The organism is Paenibacillus filicis, assembly GCF_038070315.1.
Lineage (GTDB): Bacteria > Bacillota > Bacilli > Paenibacillales > NBRC-103111 > Paenibacillus_G > Paenibacillus_G filicis.
This window is the reverse complement of record NZ_JBBPCC010000002.1, coordinates 417,065-433,896: the sequence shown is the minus strand read 5'-3', so window position 1 is coordinate 433,896 and position 16,832 is coordinate 417,065. Positions and strand designations below refer to the sequence as shown.

Below are 16,832 nucleotides of genomic sequence, written 5' to 3'. Positions count from 1 at the left end.
ATGGCACTGGTCAAAATATGCGGTCTGCGGACCACAGAACAGGCGGAGCAGGTCGGGAGGCTCCCGGTCGATTATATCGGGCTGGTCTTCGCGCGCAGCAAGCGGCAGGTCGGCCCTGCGCAGGCAGGAGCCATGATCGCCGCTATTCGCGAAGCTAGCCCGGGCCGGACGATCAAGGTGGCGGGCGTATTCGTCAACCCTGCCATGGAGGAGCTGGCCACGGTGCTGGCGGAGGCGCCGCTGGACGTGATCCAACTGCACGGGCAGGAAACGCCAGCCTTTTGCCGCGAGGTGAAGGCGCGTTTCTCCGATGTGGAAGTGCTCAAGGCGGTTTCCTTGAGCGCGAGGACGTCTAGCGCTGCTGTCGGACCAGACGGAGTGGATTCAGAAAAGCTTCAGGCGGAAGCGGGTCCAACCGCAGAGGAAGAAGTACAACGGGAGCGAGATAGACGGGAAGCGGCAGTCGCCGCTCAGCTTGACCCTTACCGGGAAGCCATTGACGGCGTGCTGCTCGATACCGTAGATCCGGTCTACGGAGGCGGCTCGGGTCATGCGTTCGATTGGAACGCCATTCCTCCTTATTCGGATTGGTGCCGTGAGGCAGGACTGCCTCTGCTGGTCGCTGGAGGCTTGAAGCCGGACAATGTCGGAGAGCTGCTGCGGGAGTTTGCACCGGGCGGCGTGGATGTCTCCAGCGGTGTGGAAACGGATGGGGTTAAGGATATCGTGAAAATAACGACGTTTGTCGAAAGGGTGAAATCCATTGTTTAACGGACCGGATGAGCATGGCCGCTTCGGCAAATTCGGCGGGCGCTATGTGCCTGAGACGCTGATGAATGCACTGATCGAGCTGGAGCATGCGTTCAAGACGTACAGCAAGGAAGAGAAATTCAAGGAAGAGCTTCATTACTGGCTTCACCGTTATTCCGGCCGTCCGACCTCACTGTATTACGCGGGAAGATTGACCGAGCATCTGGGCGGAGCGAAAATATATCTGAAGCGTGAGGATTTGAACCATACGGGCGCTCATAAGATCAACAACGCGCTGGCGCAGGGCTTACTCGCCAAGTGGATGGGTAAGAAAAAAATTATCGCCGAGACGGGCGCAGGCCAGCATGGCGTAGCGACGGCTACGGTGGCCGCTTTGTTCGGCTTCGAGTGTAAGGTGTTCATGGGCGAAGAGGATATCAAGCGCCAGCAGCTCAACGTATTCCGGATGAATCTGCTCGGTACCGAGGTCGTGCCGGTTACTTCCGGTACCCGCACGCTCAAGGACGCCTGCAATGAGACGCTCCGCTACTGGGTCAGCCATGTCGAGGATACGTATTACATCCTCGGCTCGGCGACAGGTCCGCATCCGTATCCGGTGATGGTACGTGACTTCCAGCGCATCATCGGCGACGAGTCGCGCAAGCAGATTCTGGAGCTCGAAGGGCGTCTGCCGGATGCGGTGATCGCAGCTGTCGGCGGCGGCAGCAATGCGATCGGTATGTTCTACCCGTTCGTGCAGGACGAAGGCGTCCGTCTGATCGGCGTCGAAGCGGCCGGCCACGGCGTGGATACGGAGAAGCATGCGGCCACGATGACGCGTGGCACGACTGGCGTCTTCCAGGGCTCGTACAGCTATCTGCTGCAGGACGAGTATGGTCAGGTTCAGGAGGCGCATTCGATCTCCGCCGGTCTGGACTATCCGGGGATCGGGCCGGAGCATTCGCATCTGAAGGATACGGGCCGGGCCGAGTATGTGCCGATCTCCGATAAGGAGGCGCTGGACGCGCTGCAGCTGCTTAGCCGCACGGAGGGCATCATTCCCGCGCTGGAGAGCGCGCATGCGATCGCCCAGACGATCAAGCAGGCTCCGCAGATGGGCAAAGACCAAGTGATTGTCGTCAGCCTGTCCGGTCGCGGCGACAAGGACGTGGAAGCGATCATGAACTATTTGGGAGGGTCCGCTCATGAATCGCATTGATCAGAAGTTCTCCGAGCTGCGCGAGAAGAAACAGCCGGCCTTCATTCCTTTCATCACCATCGGAGATCCTGACCTGCGGACTTCCATCGACATCATCCACACGCTGGAGGAAGCCGGAGCGGCCATGGTCGAGCTGGGCGTTCCTTATTCCGATCCGCTGGCGGACGGTCCGGTGATCCAGGCTTCGTCGATGCGGGCGCTGCGTAATAACCGCATCTCGATCCTGGACTGCATCGAGGTAGCCAAGCAAGCGCGCAGCGAAGGCTCGAAGCTGCCGTTTATCTTGTTCACTTACTTCAACCCGGTGCTGCAAACCGGGCTGGATCATGTGTTTCCGCTGCTGAAGGAAGCTGACATCAGCGGCCTGATCATCCCGGATCTGCCGATGGAGGAGGACGCGGAGCTGCGCGCCATAGCAGCCGATTATGGCATTCATCTGATCCCGCTGGTAGCCCCAACCTCCAAGGAGCGCGTTCAGCGCATCGCTTCCCGTGCAGGCGGCTTTGTGTATTGCGTCTCTTCGCTGGGCGTAACCGGGACGCGGACGGAATTTCATACAGGCATCGATGAATTTCTTGCCACAGTCAAGGCATCGACGGATTTGCCGATTGCGATCGGCTTCGGGATCTCGAACCGCGAGCAGTTCGTCCGCTTCTCCACCGTATGCGACGGCATCGTCGTGGGCAGTGCCCTGGTTCGCAAGATCGAGGAGGCCTTGCCGCAGCTTGCCGATCCGGCAACGAGGCCAGACGGCCTCCAATCGATCCGGGCGTATGTAGAGGCGCTGATCTCGTAATCTTAGGTTAAGTTCATAATCCCCGGAATCCTCGTGATCCGGGGATTTTTCCATGTCTGCGGCAGGATATAGTCGCCCTTCACCGCTTCACAGAAAAAAATTGCTGGAACGGCTCCTGTAAATGAGGTAAAATGATATCCGACTATTCCGCATTCGCATACATAGTCTTGCGAACGAATTTCCCTATGAATTAATTCCAATGAGGTGACCCTTACATGCAACCCAAGAAAAATATTGTTCACTTACCGGTCTATCAGCCAGGCAAACCGATCGATGAAGTTAAGCGCGAGCTTGGCCTGACTGAAGTGATTAAACTGGCCTCCAATGAGAACCCATTTGGCTGCTCGCCCAAAGCGAAGGAAGCGATTATCGCAGCTGTCGAACAAACCAGTATCTATCCCGATGGCGGCGCAGTTGAACTGACTCAGGCTGTAGCGGACGAGCTGGGCGTGCAAACTAACCAGATTATATTCGGAGCAGGCTCCGACGAAGTGATTCTAATGATCGCCCGGGCGTTTCTGACACCGGAGGATGAAACAATTACAGCTTTCCCGACATTCCCGCAGTACAAGCATAATGCTGAGGTGGAAGGGGCGAAGGTGATTGAGGTACCAGTAGACGCGAACGGCAAGCATGATCTGCAGGCGATGCTGGCCAAGGTAACGGACAAAACGAAGATTATCTGGATCTGCAACCCGAACAACCCGACAGGTACCGTGCTGGATGAGCATGAAATCACCGGTTTTCTGGACGCGGTGCCGGACAGCGTGATGGTCGTATTGGACGAGGCTTATGTGGAATATAATGTGACGGGCCAATTCCCGGACAGCATCAAGCTGCTGGACAAATACAAAAACATCGTCGTGCTGCGCACATTCTCCAAGATCTTCGGTCTGGCGTCCCTGCGCATCGGCTATGGCGTAGGCTCGGCTGAGCTGATCCGTTCTGTCAATCAAGTGCGTGAGCCGTTCAATACGACGACTTATGCGCAGAAAGCCGCTCTAGCTTCGGTTCGCGATACCGGCTTTATCGAATTCTGCCGTGAGGCCAACGCCAAGGGCATTCAGCAGCTGACGGCTGCTTTCGAGGAGCTGGGCCTGTCTTACTTTGAAGCACATGGCAACTTCGTCATGGTGGATGTCCAGCGTCCAGGTGGAGCCGTATTCCAAAGCCTGCTCCGTCAAGGCATCATCATCCGTCATGACCCAAGCTGGGGCTACCCGACGAAAATCCGGGTAACCGTTGGCAGCGAGGAACAAAATAATAAATTCCTGGCTGCGCTGAGACATACGCTTGGCGAAGTGACGGCTTCATGACGAAAATCGCGATTTTCGGAGTCGGGCTGATCGGCGGTTCACTGGCGCTTTCCTTCAAGGGAAAGCCGGACTTGTACATCGTAGGTCATTCGAATAATCCGGCTTCTGTGGAGAAATATATCAAGCGCGAGGTGGTCGATCATGCGACGACCTCGCTGGAAGAAGCGGCAGCAGATGCTGACTTTATTTTTCTGTGCGTACCCGTGGGGAACCTGGAGGAATACTTGCACAAGCTGGCAGCGCTGAAGCTGAAGCCCGGCTGCATCATCACCGATGTCGGCAGTACCAAGGCGGATGTCGCTGCAGCGGCCGCAGCGCTTGATTTTGGCCAGGCGGTCTTTATCGGCGGACATCCGATGGCGGGTAAGGAAAAGTCCGGCGTCGAGGCGGCAAGCTCGCTGTTGTACGAGAACGCGTTCTACGTGCTGACTCCGGCAGCAGGCACACCTCCGGAAGCCTATGATCGGCTCTCTGAGCTGCTGAAGCATACGCGTGCGCATCTGGTGAAGGTAGAGCCGGTGCTTCACGACGAGATCGTGGGGGCGATCAGCCACCTGCCGCATATTATCGCGGTTGCGCTTGTTAACCAGATTGCCCGGTATAATGAATCCAACGAGCTGTATCAGATTCTGGCTGCCGGCGGCTTCCGGGACATCACTCGGATTGCTTCCAGCGATCCGATTATCTGGCGCGATATTCTGCTTACGAACAAAGGCGCCCTGCTCAGGCTGTTGAAGGACTGGAATGAGGAGATTGCGGGCTTCGTCAAGCTGATCGAGCAGGGGGATGGCCCGGGGATCGAGAGAGAGTTTCAGCAGGCGGGTAAATTCCGCAGCGGACTTCCCGAACGCCGCAAGGGCGTTATGCAAGCCTTCTACGATGTATATGTCGATGTGGAGGATCATCCGGGCGTCATCGGTCAGATTACGACGCTGCTCGGCATCAACAAGGTCAACCTGAGCAACATCCAGGTTATCGAGAGCCGGGAGAACGTTCCCGGCGTGCTGAGGCTGTCTTTCCGTGAGGAAGGCGACATGGATAAGGCGATTGAGGTATTGAAGAAGGACTACGCGGTCTACGTGTAGTCTTTTTTTTTATGGTTTGCGAGGGAATCAGGACAAGACAAGCGGTTCGATATCAAGAGGGGATATGAAGGAAACATGTGATTATTTTGAAGGAAAATATGAGTATTTCCTATGTTTACCTATAACTGAAAATGATAGTATTAACGATGAGTTAGCGGACAACTCCTGCGTCCAAGTTGTTCACTCCAGAACACTAAGGGAAGGAATGGTAGTTAAGCATGAAGAGCTACAAGCAAGCAGATTCACAGAGTTACTTCAAATTTTTAATTGGCTTGATGATCGTCGTACTCTTATTCACACCCTTTGGCTACAGCCGCACGAATGCGCAAGCGCTTCCAGGGTTTCCGGACGTAGCCAGGCAAGCGGCGGCAGAAGGCATTGTACTGCTGCAAAATCCTGACTATAAAGTTGGGACAACTCCAGTCAATGCTATCGAGAAAGTATTGCCGATTCAAAAAAGTGAGCGGGTCTCCGTATTTGGCCGGATCCAAGCCACTTATTACAAATCCGGCACAGGCTCTGGCGGCGCCGTCAGAGTGGATTACGTTAATGGGATTTTAGAGGGCTTGCGTAACAATCCCAGCATTCGTCTGAATGAAGACCTGGTGAAAGTATACGCGGACTGGATTAAATTGAATCCATTCAACAACGGCGGCGGCGGTTGGGCAGCCGAGCCATGGTCCCAGGCTGAGATGCCATTGACGACGGCGATTCTGGATCAGGCTAAAGTACAGTCCGATACTGCGGTAGTTATTATCGGCCGTACCGCCGGGGAAGACAAGGATAACACGAACACCAAGGGCGCCTATCAATTGACTGACCTTGAGGTTGATATGCTGAATAAGGTGTATGCCAAGTTCGATCGCGTGTCCATCGTGCTCAACGTGGCCAATGTCATCGACATGTCCTGGGCCAAAAATTATCCCAAAGCGGCAATTGTATATGCTTGGCAGGGAGGCATGGAAGGCGGTAGTGCCGTAGCGGACGTATTGACCGGCGATGTGACGCCAAGCGGCAAGCTGAGCGATACGATTGCGGCGTCTCTTGCAGACTATCCGTCGACTGCTTATTTCGGAAGCAGCACGGAGAACAAGTATTTTGAAGATATTTATGTAGGTTACCGCTATTTTGAAACGTTTGCTCCGGATAAAGTGCTGTACCCGTTCGGATTCGGATTGTCCTATACGAACTTCCAAATCACGACCGACAAGGTCGAGATCAAGGAAGCTCAGCATGAGATCACGGTCCAGGCTACGGTGAAAAACACGGGTAAAGCAGAAGGCAAGGAAGTTGTCCAGGTGTATTTTGGTGCACCGCAGGGTCTTCTGGGCAAGCCGGCCAAGCAACTGATCGGTTTTGCCAAAACAGGCGTTCTGCAGCCTGGTGCGTCGCAGACGGTCTCCATTACCTTTGATATCAACGACATGGCTTCTTATGATGATAGCGGAATAACCGGGCATGATTCCTCCTATGTGCTGGAGGCCGGCAGCTATCAGATTTATGTCGGCAATAGCGTCAGAAGTGCGGATAAACAAGGAGAGTACAAACTCGCAGCATTAAAAGTGGTTAAGGAATTGCAGGAGGCGCTGGCCCCTACCCGGGATTTTAAGCGTCTGAAGACAGGTACACAAAATCCAGACGGCACCTTTACTCGGGCTGAAGAGGCGGTTCCTCAACGGAACACGAATCTGGCCAATCGCATCCAAGAACAGCTTCCCCCGGCTATCCCTCAGACTGGTAATAAGGGCTACAAACTGCTGGATGTTTACAACAAAACAATAACGATGGATCAATTCGTCGCTCAATTGTCCAATAATGACTTGGCAGCGCTTACGATGGGTGAAGGGATGTCCAGCCCCAAAGTAACGCCTGGTACTGCTGCTGCTTTCGGCGGCGTCACCAATAACTTACTGAACTTCGGAGTTCCTCTGGACAGCGCTGCCGACGGCCCTTCGGGCATCCGGATGGAAACGAATGCGCAGAAGGCAACCAGCATTCCCAATGGCACGATGCTCGCAAGCACATGGAACCTGGAAATTAACGAAAGGCTGTTTTACCTGCTAGGCAAGGAGATGCTGCTGAACAACATCGATACGGTTCTTGGGCCTGGCGTCAACATTCACCGCAATCCATTGAACGGAAGAAACTTTGAATACTTCTCGGAAGATCCTTTGCTGACCGGGATGATGGCCATTGCGCAGACGAGGGGCTTGCAGCACAACGGTGCGGCTCCGACAATCAAGCATTTTGTAGCCAATAACCAGGAAACGGCCAGGCATACCGCGAACGCCCTGGTATCCGAAAGAGCTCTTCGCGAAATTTACTTGAAGGGCTATGAAATGGCTGTGAAAAGCGGAAAGGCGCGTTCCATCATGACGTCCTACGGTCCGGTAAACGGAACATGGACATCCTCCAGCTATGACTTGAACACGACCATTCTTCGCAAAGAATGGGGCTTCGACGGGATCGTCATGACCGACTGGTGGGCCAGACTGAGCGAAGAGCAAGGGTACTATACGAACAATTCCAACGAAACCAACGGAAAAGCGATGATTCGCGCACAAAACGATCTCTATATGGTTATTCCCGACGGCTATGCGGAAACGATCAGAAACCGCGGCGGCAATACGATGAATATCCTTACCTCGCTTTCGAATCAAAGTTTGACTCTGGGAGAATTGCAGCGTTCCGCCAAGAACATTCTCGGCTTCCTGATCAAGTCTCCTGCTTTCGCAAGAACGGCGAAAATTCCTTACCAAGTGGACTACACGCCGGGCAAGGACTGGTTCAGAGTGGATACTGCCAAGCCGGGAGATCCGCAGCTGAGCGGAATCAAGGTAGGCGGCAAACGGATCAAATCCTTTAATCCGTTAGTGCTGGACTACAAGGCATACGGCAGTGCAGAAGTAAGCACCTATCCTGTTGTGCAAGGAGAAGCGGGCAACGGCGCAACGGTAACGGTCGTGCAGGCTACGCCGGAGAGACCGGCAGCAGTTATTACCGTAACGGCCGGCGGAGAGAAACGAATCTATAAAGTCATCTTCTCATCCGCGGAAGGACTGGAGCCGATCTTTGAAAATCCAACCTACGCCTACTTGAAATCGGTTAAGATTGACGGCGTACCGATCGAAGGATTTGCAGAAACGAGATTGAATTACGATGTCGGGCTGAACAGCATCACTACCTTGCCTAAGGTCACGTTTGAAAGCAACCCGGGCGTAACGGGTATTCTTACTGAGGATGCTGTCAACCGGAGAGTAACGATCAAAGCGGTTAGCTCGGATCAAGCGAATACGTATGTCGTGCAGTTCGGCAAACTGCCTCAATCAGATGAATTTAATACGGCAACCCTAAGTCCATTCTGGAAAATCAACACAGAAACATCGACTAATTCCGAGAATAAAGCGAACTGGTCGCTGGATCCTGCTCGTGGCACTCTCCGAATCATTGCGGAGAGAGGAGATTTCTGGAGAGATCATGCGGATCTGAAAAACTACTTCCAGCAGGAAGCGTTCGGCAACTGGGAAGCAACCGTCAAGGTCAATACGAATAAGCCTCCTAGCGAGAACTATAATGGCTTCGGAATCACGGCGTCGCAGGACAATAACAACTACATTTGGTTGAAGTATGAGTTCAGCTCCAACAAAATTATTGGGATGACCAAGGAAGTAAACGGAGCGGAGCCTGTGACGATCGGCCAGCTATCAGCCAGCCAAATCAACAGTCTGGTTGGCGATAAGACGGAAATCTATCTGCGACTGAAAAAACTGGGCAATGTGTACTCCGGCTATGTCAGTGTAGACGGTACGAACTATATCTCCGTAGGCAGCACGACGGCGAGCTATGCCAACCCTAAGTTCGGCCTGCTAGCATCCAACGGAAGCACAACGCTCACACAGCCATTTTATGCAGATTTCGACTATGTTCGTTTCCAAACGGATGTGAACGTAGCGACCAAGAATATCGGCATCAATACCAAATTAAAGGCAGCTGAAACCGAGGCTGCGGCGATTACACCGGCGATTGCCTCTGTAGCGTGCAACGATGTGGACGGAGGGCTATGCTACACGAATAACAACAAAGGCGAAGAAATCTCGTACAAGTTGAATGTCGAACAAGGCGGCAAGTACAAAATCACATCCCGCCTTCGCTCCAGCCAGTCGGAAGTCGCCCAAATGTCCTTTGGCGTCTACGACAACGGCAACCTGCTCGGAACCTTTGACTTGACGACAACCAAGGGTGAATGGAGAACCTTCTCGATCCCGGATGTCAACCTGACAGCAGGTCCGCATACGCTCAAAATCGTATTTGAAAGCTCTGGTATCGACTTGAACTGGCTGAAGTTCCAGTTGTATCAGGATCAGGTGGATGTATCAGCTCTGAGCGCGGCTATTCAAGCAGCGCAGGCCTTGGATTTGAATGCTTACACCGCCTATAAAAAGACGCAATTCAACGCGGTTCTGGACAGAATCAAACCGGTCCTGAACAATCCGATCAACCAGGAAGCCGTGGCCGAGTCGGTTACCGAACTGAATGCCGCGATCGCTGAACTGAAGCGCTCAACGATGCCGGTGAACATCCAGGCGACGTTCTCGGAAGATCAACCTGGCGTAAAGCGAATCTATCCGTACAACGCGCCATGGATCTTTACGTCCAACACGGGATTCAGATTCGAGACCGGTACGGATGCCATGAGCTATGTGAATTCGAACGATCTTGTTTATCTCGGCAAGCTGGACTTGAATAAACTCGTGGAGATCAAAGTCCGATACTCGCGTGAAGGCGGTCAGCCTTATTTCCTCTTCTTCACGGAAGCTGACAATACGGGAAGTCCGGTGAAACGCTCCACGACGCAAGGTAGAGCTTATAATGACGTGTACAGCGGCGGTTCCTTCATCATGGGCAAGGAGCTTGCGAGCATCAATCTTGCTCAGAAAGCGAGTTCCGGTTGGGCAGCCTACGGAGTAGCCAGCACGAAGCAAGTGGTAGGCGACAATACGAATATCGATCGTTACTTAGGCGATGCGACGAACTTCCTGGACCGCACGCAAGCGAAAGGCAGCAAAGATGTCTATATGCGCTTTAACGGCACCAATGCAAATCTTCAGTACATTGAGCTTGTTTATGACAATACGCTTCCGGATTATGTTGACGTTGCATTTAATCTGAATTACGCCGGTTCCCCGGCACCAAGCACGGTATCGGTCATCAAAGGCGCTGCACTTGCAGCGCAGCTCCCGGCTCCTCCGGTACGTGAAGGCTACACCTTCAACGGCTGGTTTGCTACTGCCGATGGCAACGGTGACGCGATCACCGCAGATACCGTCATTACCCAGAACCAAACGTTCTATGCCAAGTGGACGAAAAATTCGGCAGAGCGGACGATCAAATCCGTGGTGCAGCCACAGGCGGTAAGTGTTGATTGGGGAACTGCGTTCAACGCACTGCCACTGCCTTCCTCTGTCCAAGTTCAATTAGACAATGAAGAGGTTATTTCGTTGCCTGTAACTTGGAAGGGAGACAGCTACAACGGGCAAGTGGCCAAGACGTATGTCATCGAGGGTGTGCTGACCTTGCAGAACGGAATCGGCAATCCGAACGCACTGCAAGCATCCATCTCGGTCACGGTGCAGCCGGATCGACCTGTCCCCCCTAGTGTAACCTTGTCTGGCCCGGCCTCGGTAAAAGGAAACGAGCCGTTCGATCTTGTACTTGGGTTACAGAACGCATCGCAAAGCGTCTATGCGCAAGATTTGACCCTTACCTTTGATCCGCAGCAGGTGGAATTCGATGGAGCAGAGGAATTGATTGAAGGACTTAAAATCGTAGGTCAATCCAAAAAGGCCGGGCAGATTCGTCTGCTTACCGCCAACTTGGGTGCCGGTGATCTGAATGCTCCTCTGCTGAAGTTGAAGTGGAGAGCGGCATCCGCCAGTCAGCCGACAAGCACAGTCATTACATTGTCCCAAGCCATCATGGCGGATGGACACGGGGTAGAAACAGCGTCTCCAAGCGTGCAGCATCAGCTGCAAATTGCTGTGGCCACCGACAACAAGGTTTTGAAGCAACTGATCGATTCGGCGCTGGAGAAGCATCGGAATGCGACGGAGGGTACGAGCGCCGGCCAGTATCCGGTTGGTTCCAAGGCAGCCTTGTTAACGGCCATTCAGCTGGCCAAGGCGGTAGCCGATGACGCGTCAGCCACACAGGAGCAGATTAACCAGGCTGCAGTCGCTCTGCAGCAGGCACTATCTAAGTTCCTGGATAGCGTCATAACCCGCAACCCAGGCGATACGAACGGAGACGGGCGTTATTCGATTGGCGACCTCGCGATCGTGGCGGCTGCGTACGGCAAAACGTCCGCCGACCCGGATTGGGATCTAGTCAAGCATGCGGATGTAAATAACGACGGCAAGATTGATATTGAAGATCTGGCTATCGTCGCTCAGAAGATCCTGCAATAAATGTTGTCAAGAAGCACAGCAGGAACAGACCGCTTGGAGCGGGCTGTTCCTGCTGTTTGTTTCTTGTACAACGGTATTCTAAGGTGAAAATAGGTCATTCAGCGAAGAACCGATTTTTTGTTTTTTTACGTGCTGCCTGAGGAGCACTTCAGTCGTCCTCTGCTCTAGTCAAGCTGCTCTCGACGATTACCGGACAAGCTCGATAAATCGTTTTGCCGAGATACCCAGCCCCTCTTGGCGAACTCAATGAGCAGATCGACGCTTCTGACTTCGATGTCCGGCTTCAGCTGTAGTCCATAGTCTTGAAATATTTCGGTGATCGTCATTCTTGCCCGGCTGTTCCGGGAGAATAAGATAATAGGATGCTCCAGAAGCCTCGAAAGCGACAGCACCTCATGTCGCTCAGCAGCTGGGCATTATTCAGGGTAAGGAGGACGGGACCTTCGGAGTGGGCGACCGCATATCCAGACAGGATATGGCCGTTATCGCCCATCGAGTGGCGCGTTATCTTCACACGAAGCTGCCAGCTGGCACAAGCAGTGAGCCGTTCGCCGATCAGGCTGATATTGCAGGCTATGCGCTTGAAGTCGTGAAGACTTTGCAGCAAGCGGGCATCATAGATGGCGTGGAAGCGCAGCGCTTCGCTCCGTCGGAGACAGTCAGCAGAGCACAGGCCGCGACAATCATTGCAGCTGCAAAACTGCCTTGGTTTTTTCAAAGTCATTCTTTTTTCGGGAAAGGGAAACGTTTTCAAAAAAACCATTGACAATTTGTAAACGTATACATATAATAAAAGTACAGTATGGTTTCTCTCCACTCCTATCCGAAAACTTGCACACTGTGCACCCGCCTGATTGTCAGGCGGTCTTTTTTTTTGCAGGAAAAGGATAAACAGCTTTCGACAAAGCAGGATTTTGGCTGTCGTATCGCGAATACAAACAGATGCAGGGTACAAATCTAAAAAAATGTTAAGAAACACCGCAACTTTTTGCTCCCAATCCGGTACAATGGAGTGTCGTCACCGGGAGCAGGCGGGAATCACAAGGAGGGTCGCCTACGGCATGACCGATTCCCAGTTGATCCGAGAAATCAAAGACGGCAACGTTCAGATGTATGATGAACTGATGCGCCGCTATGAACGAAAAATACTAGCTTTTATTTATCATATGCTTAAAAGCTCACAGATGGAGTCGCTGGCCGAGGATCTCTGTAACGAAACGTTCTATAAGGCTTATCGCAGCCTGCATTCGTTCCGGGAAGTCGAGGCGACCTTCACCACGTGGCTGTATACGATTGCGCGCAATACGGTACTAAGCGAGCTGCGCAAGCACAAGAATGTGAAAATATCGCTGGAGCAAAGCGGCTATACGCCGCAGACCGCACTGGAGACCCAGCCGGAGCAGACTGCTCTGCGCAACGAGAAGGTCACCATGGTCCGCGAGGCTATCAATAACTTGCCTGAGAAGCAGCGCAGCGCGCTGATTCTGCGGGAGTACGACCAATTGGATTATCAGGAAATCGCCAATATTTTAGGACAGACAGTCAGTTCAGTTAAGTCTCTGCTGTTCAGGGCAAGAGCGAGCGTGAAGCTTCAGCTCGAACCATACTTACTTGAACCGATTTTTGAGGAGTATGAAGGGATGAATCAACGATGAAATGCGAAGAGATACAAGAACTGTTCGGCGTCTATTGGGATCTTCCGGAGGATGACCCTAAGCGGCTTCAGGTGGATGAGCATCTGGCCCATTGCGATGCTTGTGCAGAGGAGTTTGAGATGTGGAAGGAGAGCACGATGCTCATCCGGACAATTGCCGATACCGAGGGGATGGTCGTGCCGGAGCGGGGTGTATCCTCTTCCGTGATGAGCCGGATCTATCAGGATGAATCTTGGAGAGTGCCGGTAACGGACCGGTTGTACCGTTTCTCGGCCAAGCTCAGACGGAATATGACGGCTGTTATCGCTGTTTGTCTCCTGGCTTTTATGTTTACCTTCTGGCTTTCTGTCAATCACAAACAGCCCTATGAGTCGGCGATTCCCGAATCTCCTGTGTTCGGAAGAATCGGAGACCCTGTGGTGGCAGCCTACGGCAGTCAGGTGGAATCGCTGAATGTTCACTCCATGCCGACAGCTGTGGCGAGCCTTAAGGGCTTCAACAAGCCTTTTACGTATCAGGTGGGTCCGATTCACTCTGTCAGCGACTACTTGCTGTTCTTATCTTTACTTGGCCTGACCAGCACCTTGCTGATTATGAATTGGCTATCTAGAACGCGGCATTAGTCATTGACCCCATTATTAATAGAAGAAATGGTTGTTTTGGTATGGTCTGCGGCTCCTGAGGGGGCCGTTTTTCCATAACAAGCAGACGAAGCGCACTTGACGACTTGAGGAGGTAAATCAGATGACAACAATCGGATTCATTCGTCATGGTACGACAGAATGGAACCTGGCCGGACGCATGCAGGGCCAGATGGATACGCCGCTCGCTGAGGTCGGGAGGCTGCAGGCCGATAGACTGGCACGGCGCTTACTGGGAGGTCAATGGGATGGACTGATCGCCAGCGACCTGCAGAGGGCCAAGGAGACGGCGGAGCGTATAGCCGCGATCACCGGAATTCCATTGCTTGGAGTAGATGCCAGACTGCGCGAGAGATCTTTCGGATTAATCGAAGGTACGACGCTGGAGGAACGCCTCGCCCGCTGGGGAGAAGACTGGCGCGGAGCGGATGTCGGCATGGAGACCGATGAAGCGCTGCTGGAGCGATGGCAGTCCTTCTTGGACGATGCCGAGCGGGAATGGACAGGCCGCCGCGTGCTGATCGTCAGCCACGGGGGGTATATCGCGCCGGTGATCGAATCCATCCTGAATCAGGCGCTGGATACGCATCTCATGAATACCTCATTCTCGGTGATGCATCGGTCGGGTACCGGATGGGAGTTTCAATTGCTGAACTGCACAGCTCATCTGGAGCTGACAGACAAAGCGGAGCAAGGCGCGTAAAATCGGCATACAGCCGGCAAGCCTCCATCAACCTCAGAGTATGAGGGAGATGGAGGCTTTTTTTGCGGTACGGAGGTTTAAAACCGGAACAAATTCCCATAATGAATAGTAAGTTTGAAATGCCTCCTGAGTGCGCGAGGGAGTCTAGAAGGGAAGCGTCAAGCATGAATTTAGCCGATATGTTAAGCTACGCTGATATTCATGATCTGGGCCGGATTGCTGGCACGTACGCGTGTGAATGCAATGGCCATTCCAAGCATGAGCTGATTCAGTCCATTCTATCCCGCGTGGGACGACGGGACGTCCTGGATCAATTCGTGGAGGAGCTGTCGATCGAGGATATCCGATTTCTGAATTCCTTGTTGTTTGACCAGCGGGGATCGTTCAGTATAGAGGAATTGATCGCAAGAGTCAGGCAAAGCCGGTTCGTCCAGGACGAGCAACAGCCGGACTGGAACCCGCGGGACATGATCGCGCGATTCAAGCACCGGGGGTGGCTATTCAACGGATACTCCCAGCAAACCCGCTACTTGTTCGAGGTCCCGTCCGATCTCAAGCGAAAGTTCATCGCGGCGCTGAGCAAGCGGTTCGAGCAGACGCTCGTGCGCACTGGGGAACCGGCAGCTTACCGGGATGAGCAGAAGCTGCTCGCGGATGATATTCTGGGCTTCTTGCGGATCCTGCATGGACAAGAACTCATGCTGACTGGCGAGCTGGTCATGTACAAGCGCAATCTGCAGCAGATTCTGGAAAGTCTCGCGGTCCGGGAAGAGCCCGTCGGCAAAACAGCCTGGCGCTTCGGCTACGGGCGTATGTACAGGGACTACCCGAGCCGGTTTTCCTTCATCTATGACTATTGTTACTTCAATGATTATGTGACCGAACACCACCAGGTGCTGGCCTTGACAGAACGGGGCAGAGAGGTCGTGGAGGCGGGCCTCAAGGAAGATCCGGTCCAACTGTTCCGCTTCTGGTTAAGACTCTATAAAGGTCCGATACCCGGACTTCAATCGATCGTTCACTGGCTGAATACGCTGTCCTCGGGCTGGATGACGCTAGCGTCAGTAAAAAACACACTGGGCCCTCTGATCCGTCCCTTCTATTATGACACGCCGGACTCGATCCTCGAGCAGCGCATCCTGCAGATGATGATGCATCTCGGGCTCGTGCGCATCGGTGAAGACGAATTCGAAGGCTTGGTCATTCAGGTGACGCGGATGGGCTCCAGCATGATCGAAGGGACGTACGTGGCCGAGAACGACCGCATCGTGCTTCCAATTGACAAGCGGTAAGCAGCCTGCTACAATCTCTCCGACATTCACACGGAAGGAGCGATGATCATGCTGCACAGCTACAATGGCATATACCCGCAGGTTCATCCGAGCGTATTTCTGGCGGCGGGGGTACAAGTGATAGGAGATGTCGTTATCGAAGAAGGGGCCAGCATCTGGTACAATACGGTGCTCCGGGGGGACCTGGCGCCGATCCGGATCGGCAAGCGTACGAATATCCAGGACGGCTGCATCGGTCATGTAAATACAGATCAGCCGCTGATCGTGGAAGATGAGGTGTCAGTCGGACATGGAGCCATCATCCATGGCTGCCGTATAGGCAGAGGCACATTAATCGGTATGGGGGCTATTGTACTTAACGGTGCAGACATCGCTGAATATGCTTTAATAGGAGCGGGTTCGCTGATCACGGAAAATCGCTCGGTGCCGTCCTATAGTTTATGGCTCGGCTCCCCGGCCAAATCGGTCCGCCCGTTGGCGGAGTCCGATCTGGCCAGGATGAAGCGTACCATGGAGAGCTACTGTCTGAAGGCGGAGGAATATCGGACCGAGCAAGCGTGACTTCACCTGCCGGAGAGAAGACGATTCTTAGGACCCGGTTTGGAGGTTAGTACTCATGGGCAAAATGAATGTGACAAATGACACGATGCTAAGTTTGTTTGCTGAAATGGTGCTGGATGAAGCCGTACGTAACTTCAAAGAAAAGCGGCTGTATCAGGAAATCGATCATGCCTTGGCTTCGGGAGACGAATCTTCCTTTCTTGCCCTCACGACTGAACTCAACTTGCTGCGCTCCCAGGTCAAATGATCTCTTCATACACAAGGTATGGAACGACTTGCCAAAGAAAATCATGACTTTTTTTTGAAAGACATGTGAGAATTCTTCATATGTCTTTTTTTTATGTTAAAGT

The 16,832-nt window shown here is 53.2% G+C and carries 13 protein-coding genes and 1 pseudogene; 13 read left to right on the top strand and 1 reads right to left on the bottom strand.

What is annotated here, in order from left to right:
- The 6 genes from WMW72_RS05625 (at position 1) to WMW72_RS05600 (ending at position 11,630) form a co-directional block, all read left to right on the top strand.
- On the top strand, positions 1 to 771 hold the full coding sequence (locus WMW72_RS05625; RefSeq protein ID WP_341414437.1) for a phosphoribosylanthranilate isomerase: 771 nt from the start codon (positions 1 to 3) through the stop codon (positions 769 to 771).
- A complete protein-coding gene (trpB, locus tag WMW72_RS05620) occupies positions 764 to 1,969 on the top strand; it encodes a tryptophan synthase subunit beta (protein WP_341414436.1) in 1,206 nt (401 codons plus the stop codon). The genes WMW72_RS05625 and trpB overlap by 8 nt, the downstream gene beginning before the upstream one ends.
- Entirely contained in the window at positions 1,956 to 2,765 is an 810-nt protein-coding gene (trpA, locus tag WMW72_RS05615; RefSeq protein ID WP_341414435.1) for a tryptophan synthase subunit alpha, read from the top strand. The genes trpB and trpA overlap by 14 nt, the downstream gene beginning before the upstream one ends.
- Before the next feature lie 215 nt (positions 2,766 to 2,980).
- The gene (gene hisC, locus WMW72_RS05610; protein WP_341414434.1) at positions 2,981 to 4,081 is read left to right on the top strand and encodes a histidinol-phosphate transaminase; all 1,101 of its coding nucleotides are present in this window, start codon (positions 2,981 to 2,983) and stop codon (positions 4,079 to 4,081) included.
- A complete protein-coding gene (locus WMW72_RS05605; protein WP_341414433.1) occupies positions 4,078 to 5,166 on the top strand; it encodes a prephenate dehydrogenase in 1,089 nt (362 codons plus the stop codon). The genes hisC and WMW72_RS05605 overlap by 4 nt, the downstream gene beginning before the upstream one ends.
- Positions 5,167 to 5,384: 218 nt before the next feature.
- Complete coding sequence (locus tag WMW72_RS05600) at positions 5,385 to 11,630, top strand: glycoside hydrolase family 3 C-terminal domain-containing protein (protein WP_341414432.1); 6,246 nt, start codon at positions 5,385 to 5,387, stop codon at positions 11,628 to 11,630.
- Positions 11,631 to 11,857: 227 nt separating this feature from the next.
- Here the strand turns inward: WMW72_RS05600 and WMW72_RS05595 are convergent.
- Positions 11,858 to 12,031, bottom strand: a pseudogene (locus tag WMW72_RS05595) (LysR substrate-binding domain-containing protein); the annotation flags it as partial.
- A gap of 74 nt (positions 12,032 to 12,105) precedes the next feature.
- On the opposite strand from WMW72_RS05595, the gene WMW72_RS05590 reads away from it, so the two are divergent.
- The 7 genes from WMW72_RS05590 (at position 12,106) to WMW72_RS05560 (ending at position 16,729) form a co-directional block, all read left to right on the top strand.
- The gene (locus WMW72_RS05590) at positions 12,106 to 12,396 is read left to right on the top strand and encodes an S-layer homology domain-containing protein (RefSeq protein WP_341414431.1); all 291 of its coding nucleotides are present in this window, start codon (positions 12,106 to 12,108) and stop codon (positions 12,394 to 12,396) included.
- A gap of 295 nt (positions 12,397 to 12,691) precedes the next feature.
- A complete protein-coding gene (locus WMW72_RS05585) occupies positions 12,692 to 13,285 on the top strand; it encodes an RNA polymerase sigma factor (RefSeq protein ID WP_341414430.1) in 594 nt (197 codons plus the stop codon).
- Entirely contained in the window at positions 13,282 to 13,908 is a 627-nt protein-coding gene (locus WMW72_RS05580) for an anti-sigma factor family protein (protein WP_341414429.1), read from the top strand. The genes WMW72_RS05585 and WMW72_RS05580 overlap by 4 nt, the downstream gene beginning before the upstream one ends.
- A gap of 121 nt (positions 13,909 to 14,029) precedes the next feature.
- Positions 14,030 to 14,629, top strand: coding sequence for a histidine phosphatase family protein (locus WMW72_RS05575; protein ID WP_341414428.1), 600 nt, complete (start codon positions 14,030 to 14,032; stop codon positions 14,627 to 14,629).
- Between the two features lie 164 nt (positions 14,630 to 14,793).
- Entirely contained in the window at positions 14,794 to 15,921 is a 1,128-nt protein-coding gene (locus WMW72_RS05570; protein ID WP_341414427.1) for a hypothetical protein, read from the top strand.
- A gap of 48 nt (positions 15,922 to 15,969) precedes the next feature.
- Entirely contained in the window at positions 15,970 to 16,482 is a 513-nt protein-coding gene (locus WMW72_RS05565) for a gamma carbonic anhydrase family protein (RefSeq protein ID WP_341414426.1), read from the top strand.
- Positions 16,483 to 16,537: 55 nt separating this feature from the next.
- A complete protein-coding gene (locus WMW72_RS05560; RefSeq protein ID WP_341414425.1) occupies positions 16,538 to 16,729 on the top strand; it encodes an IDEAL domain-containing protein in 192 nt (63 codons plus the stop codon).
- Positions 16,730 to 16,832: the final 103 nt, after the last annotated feature.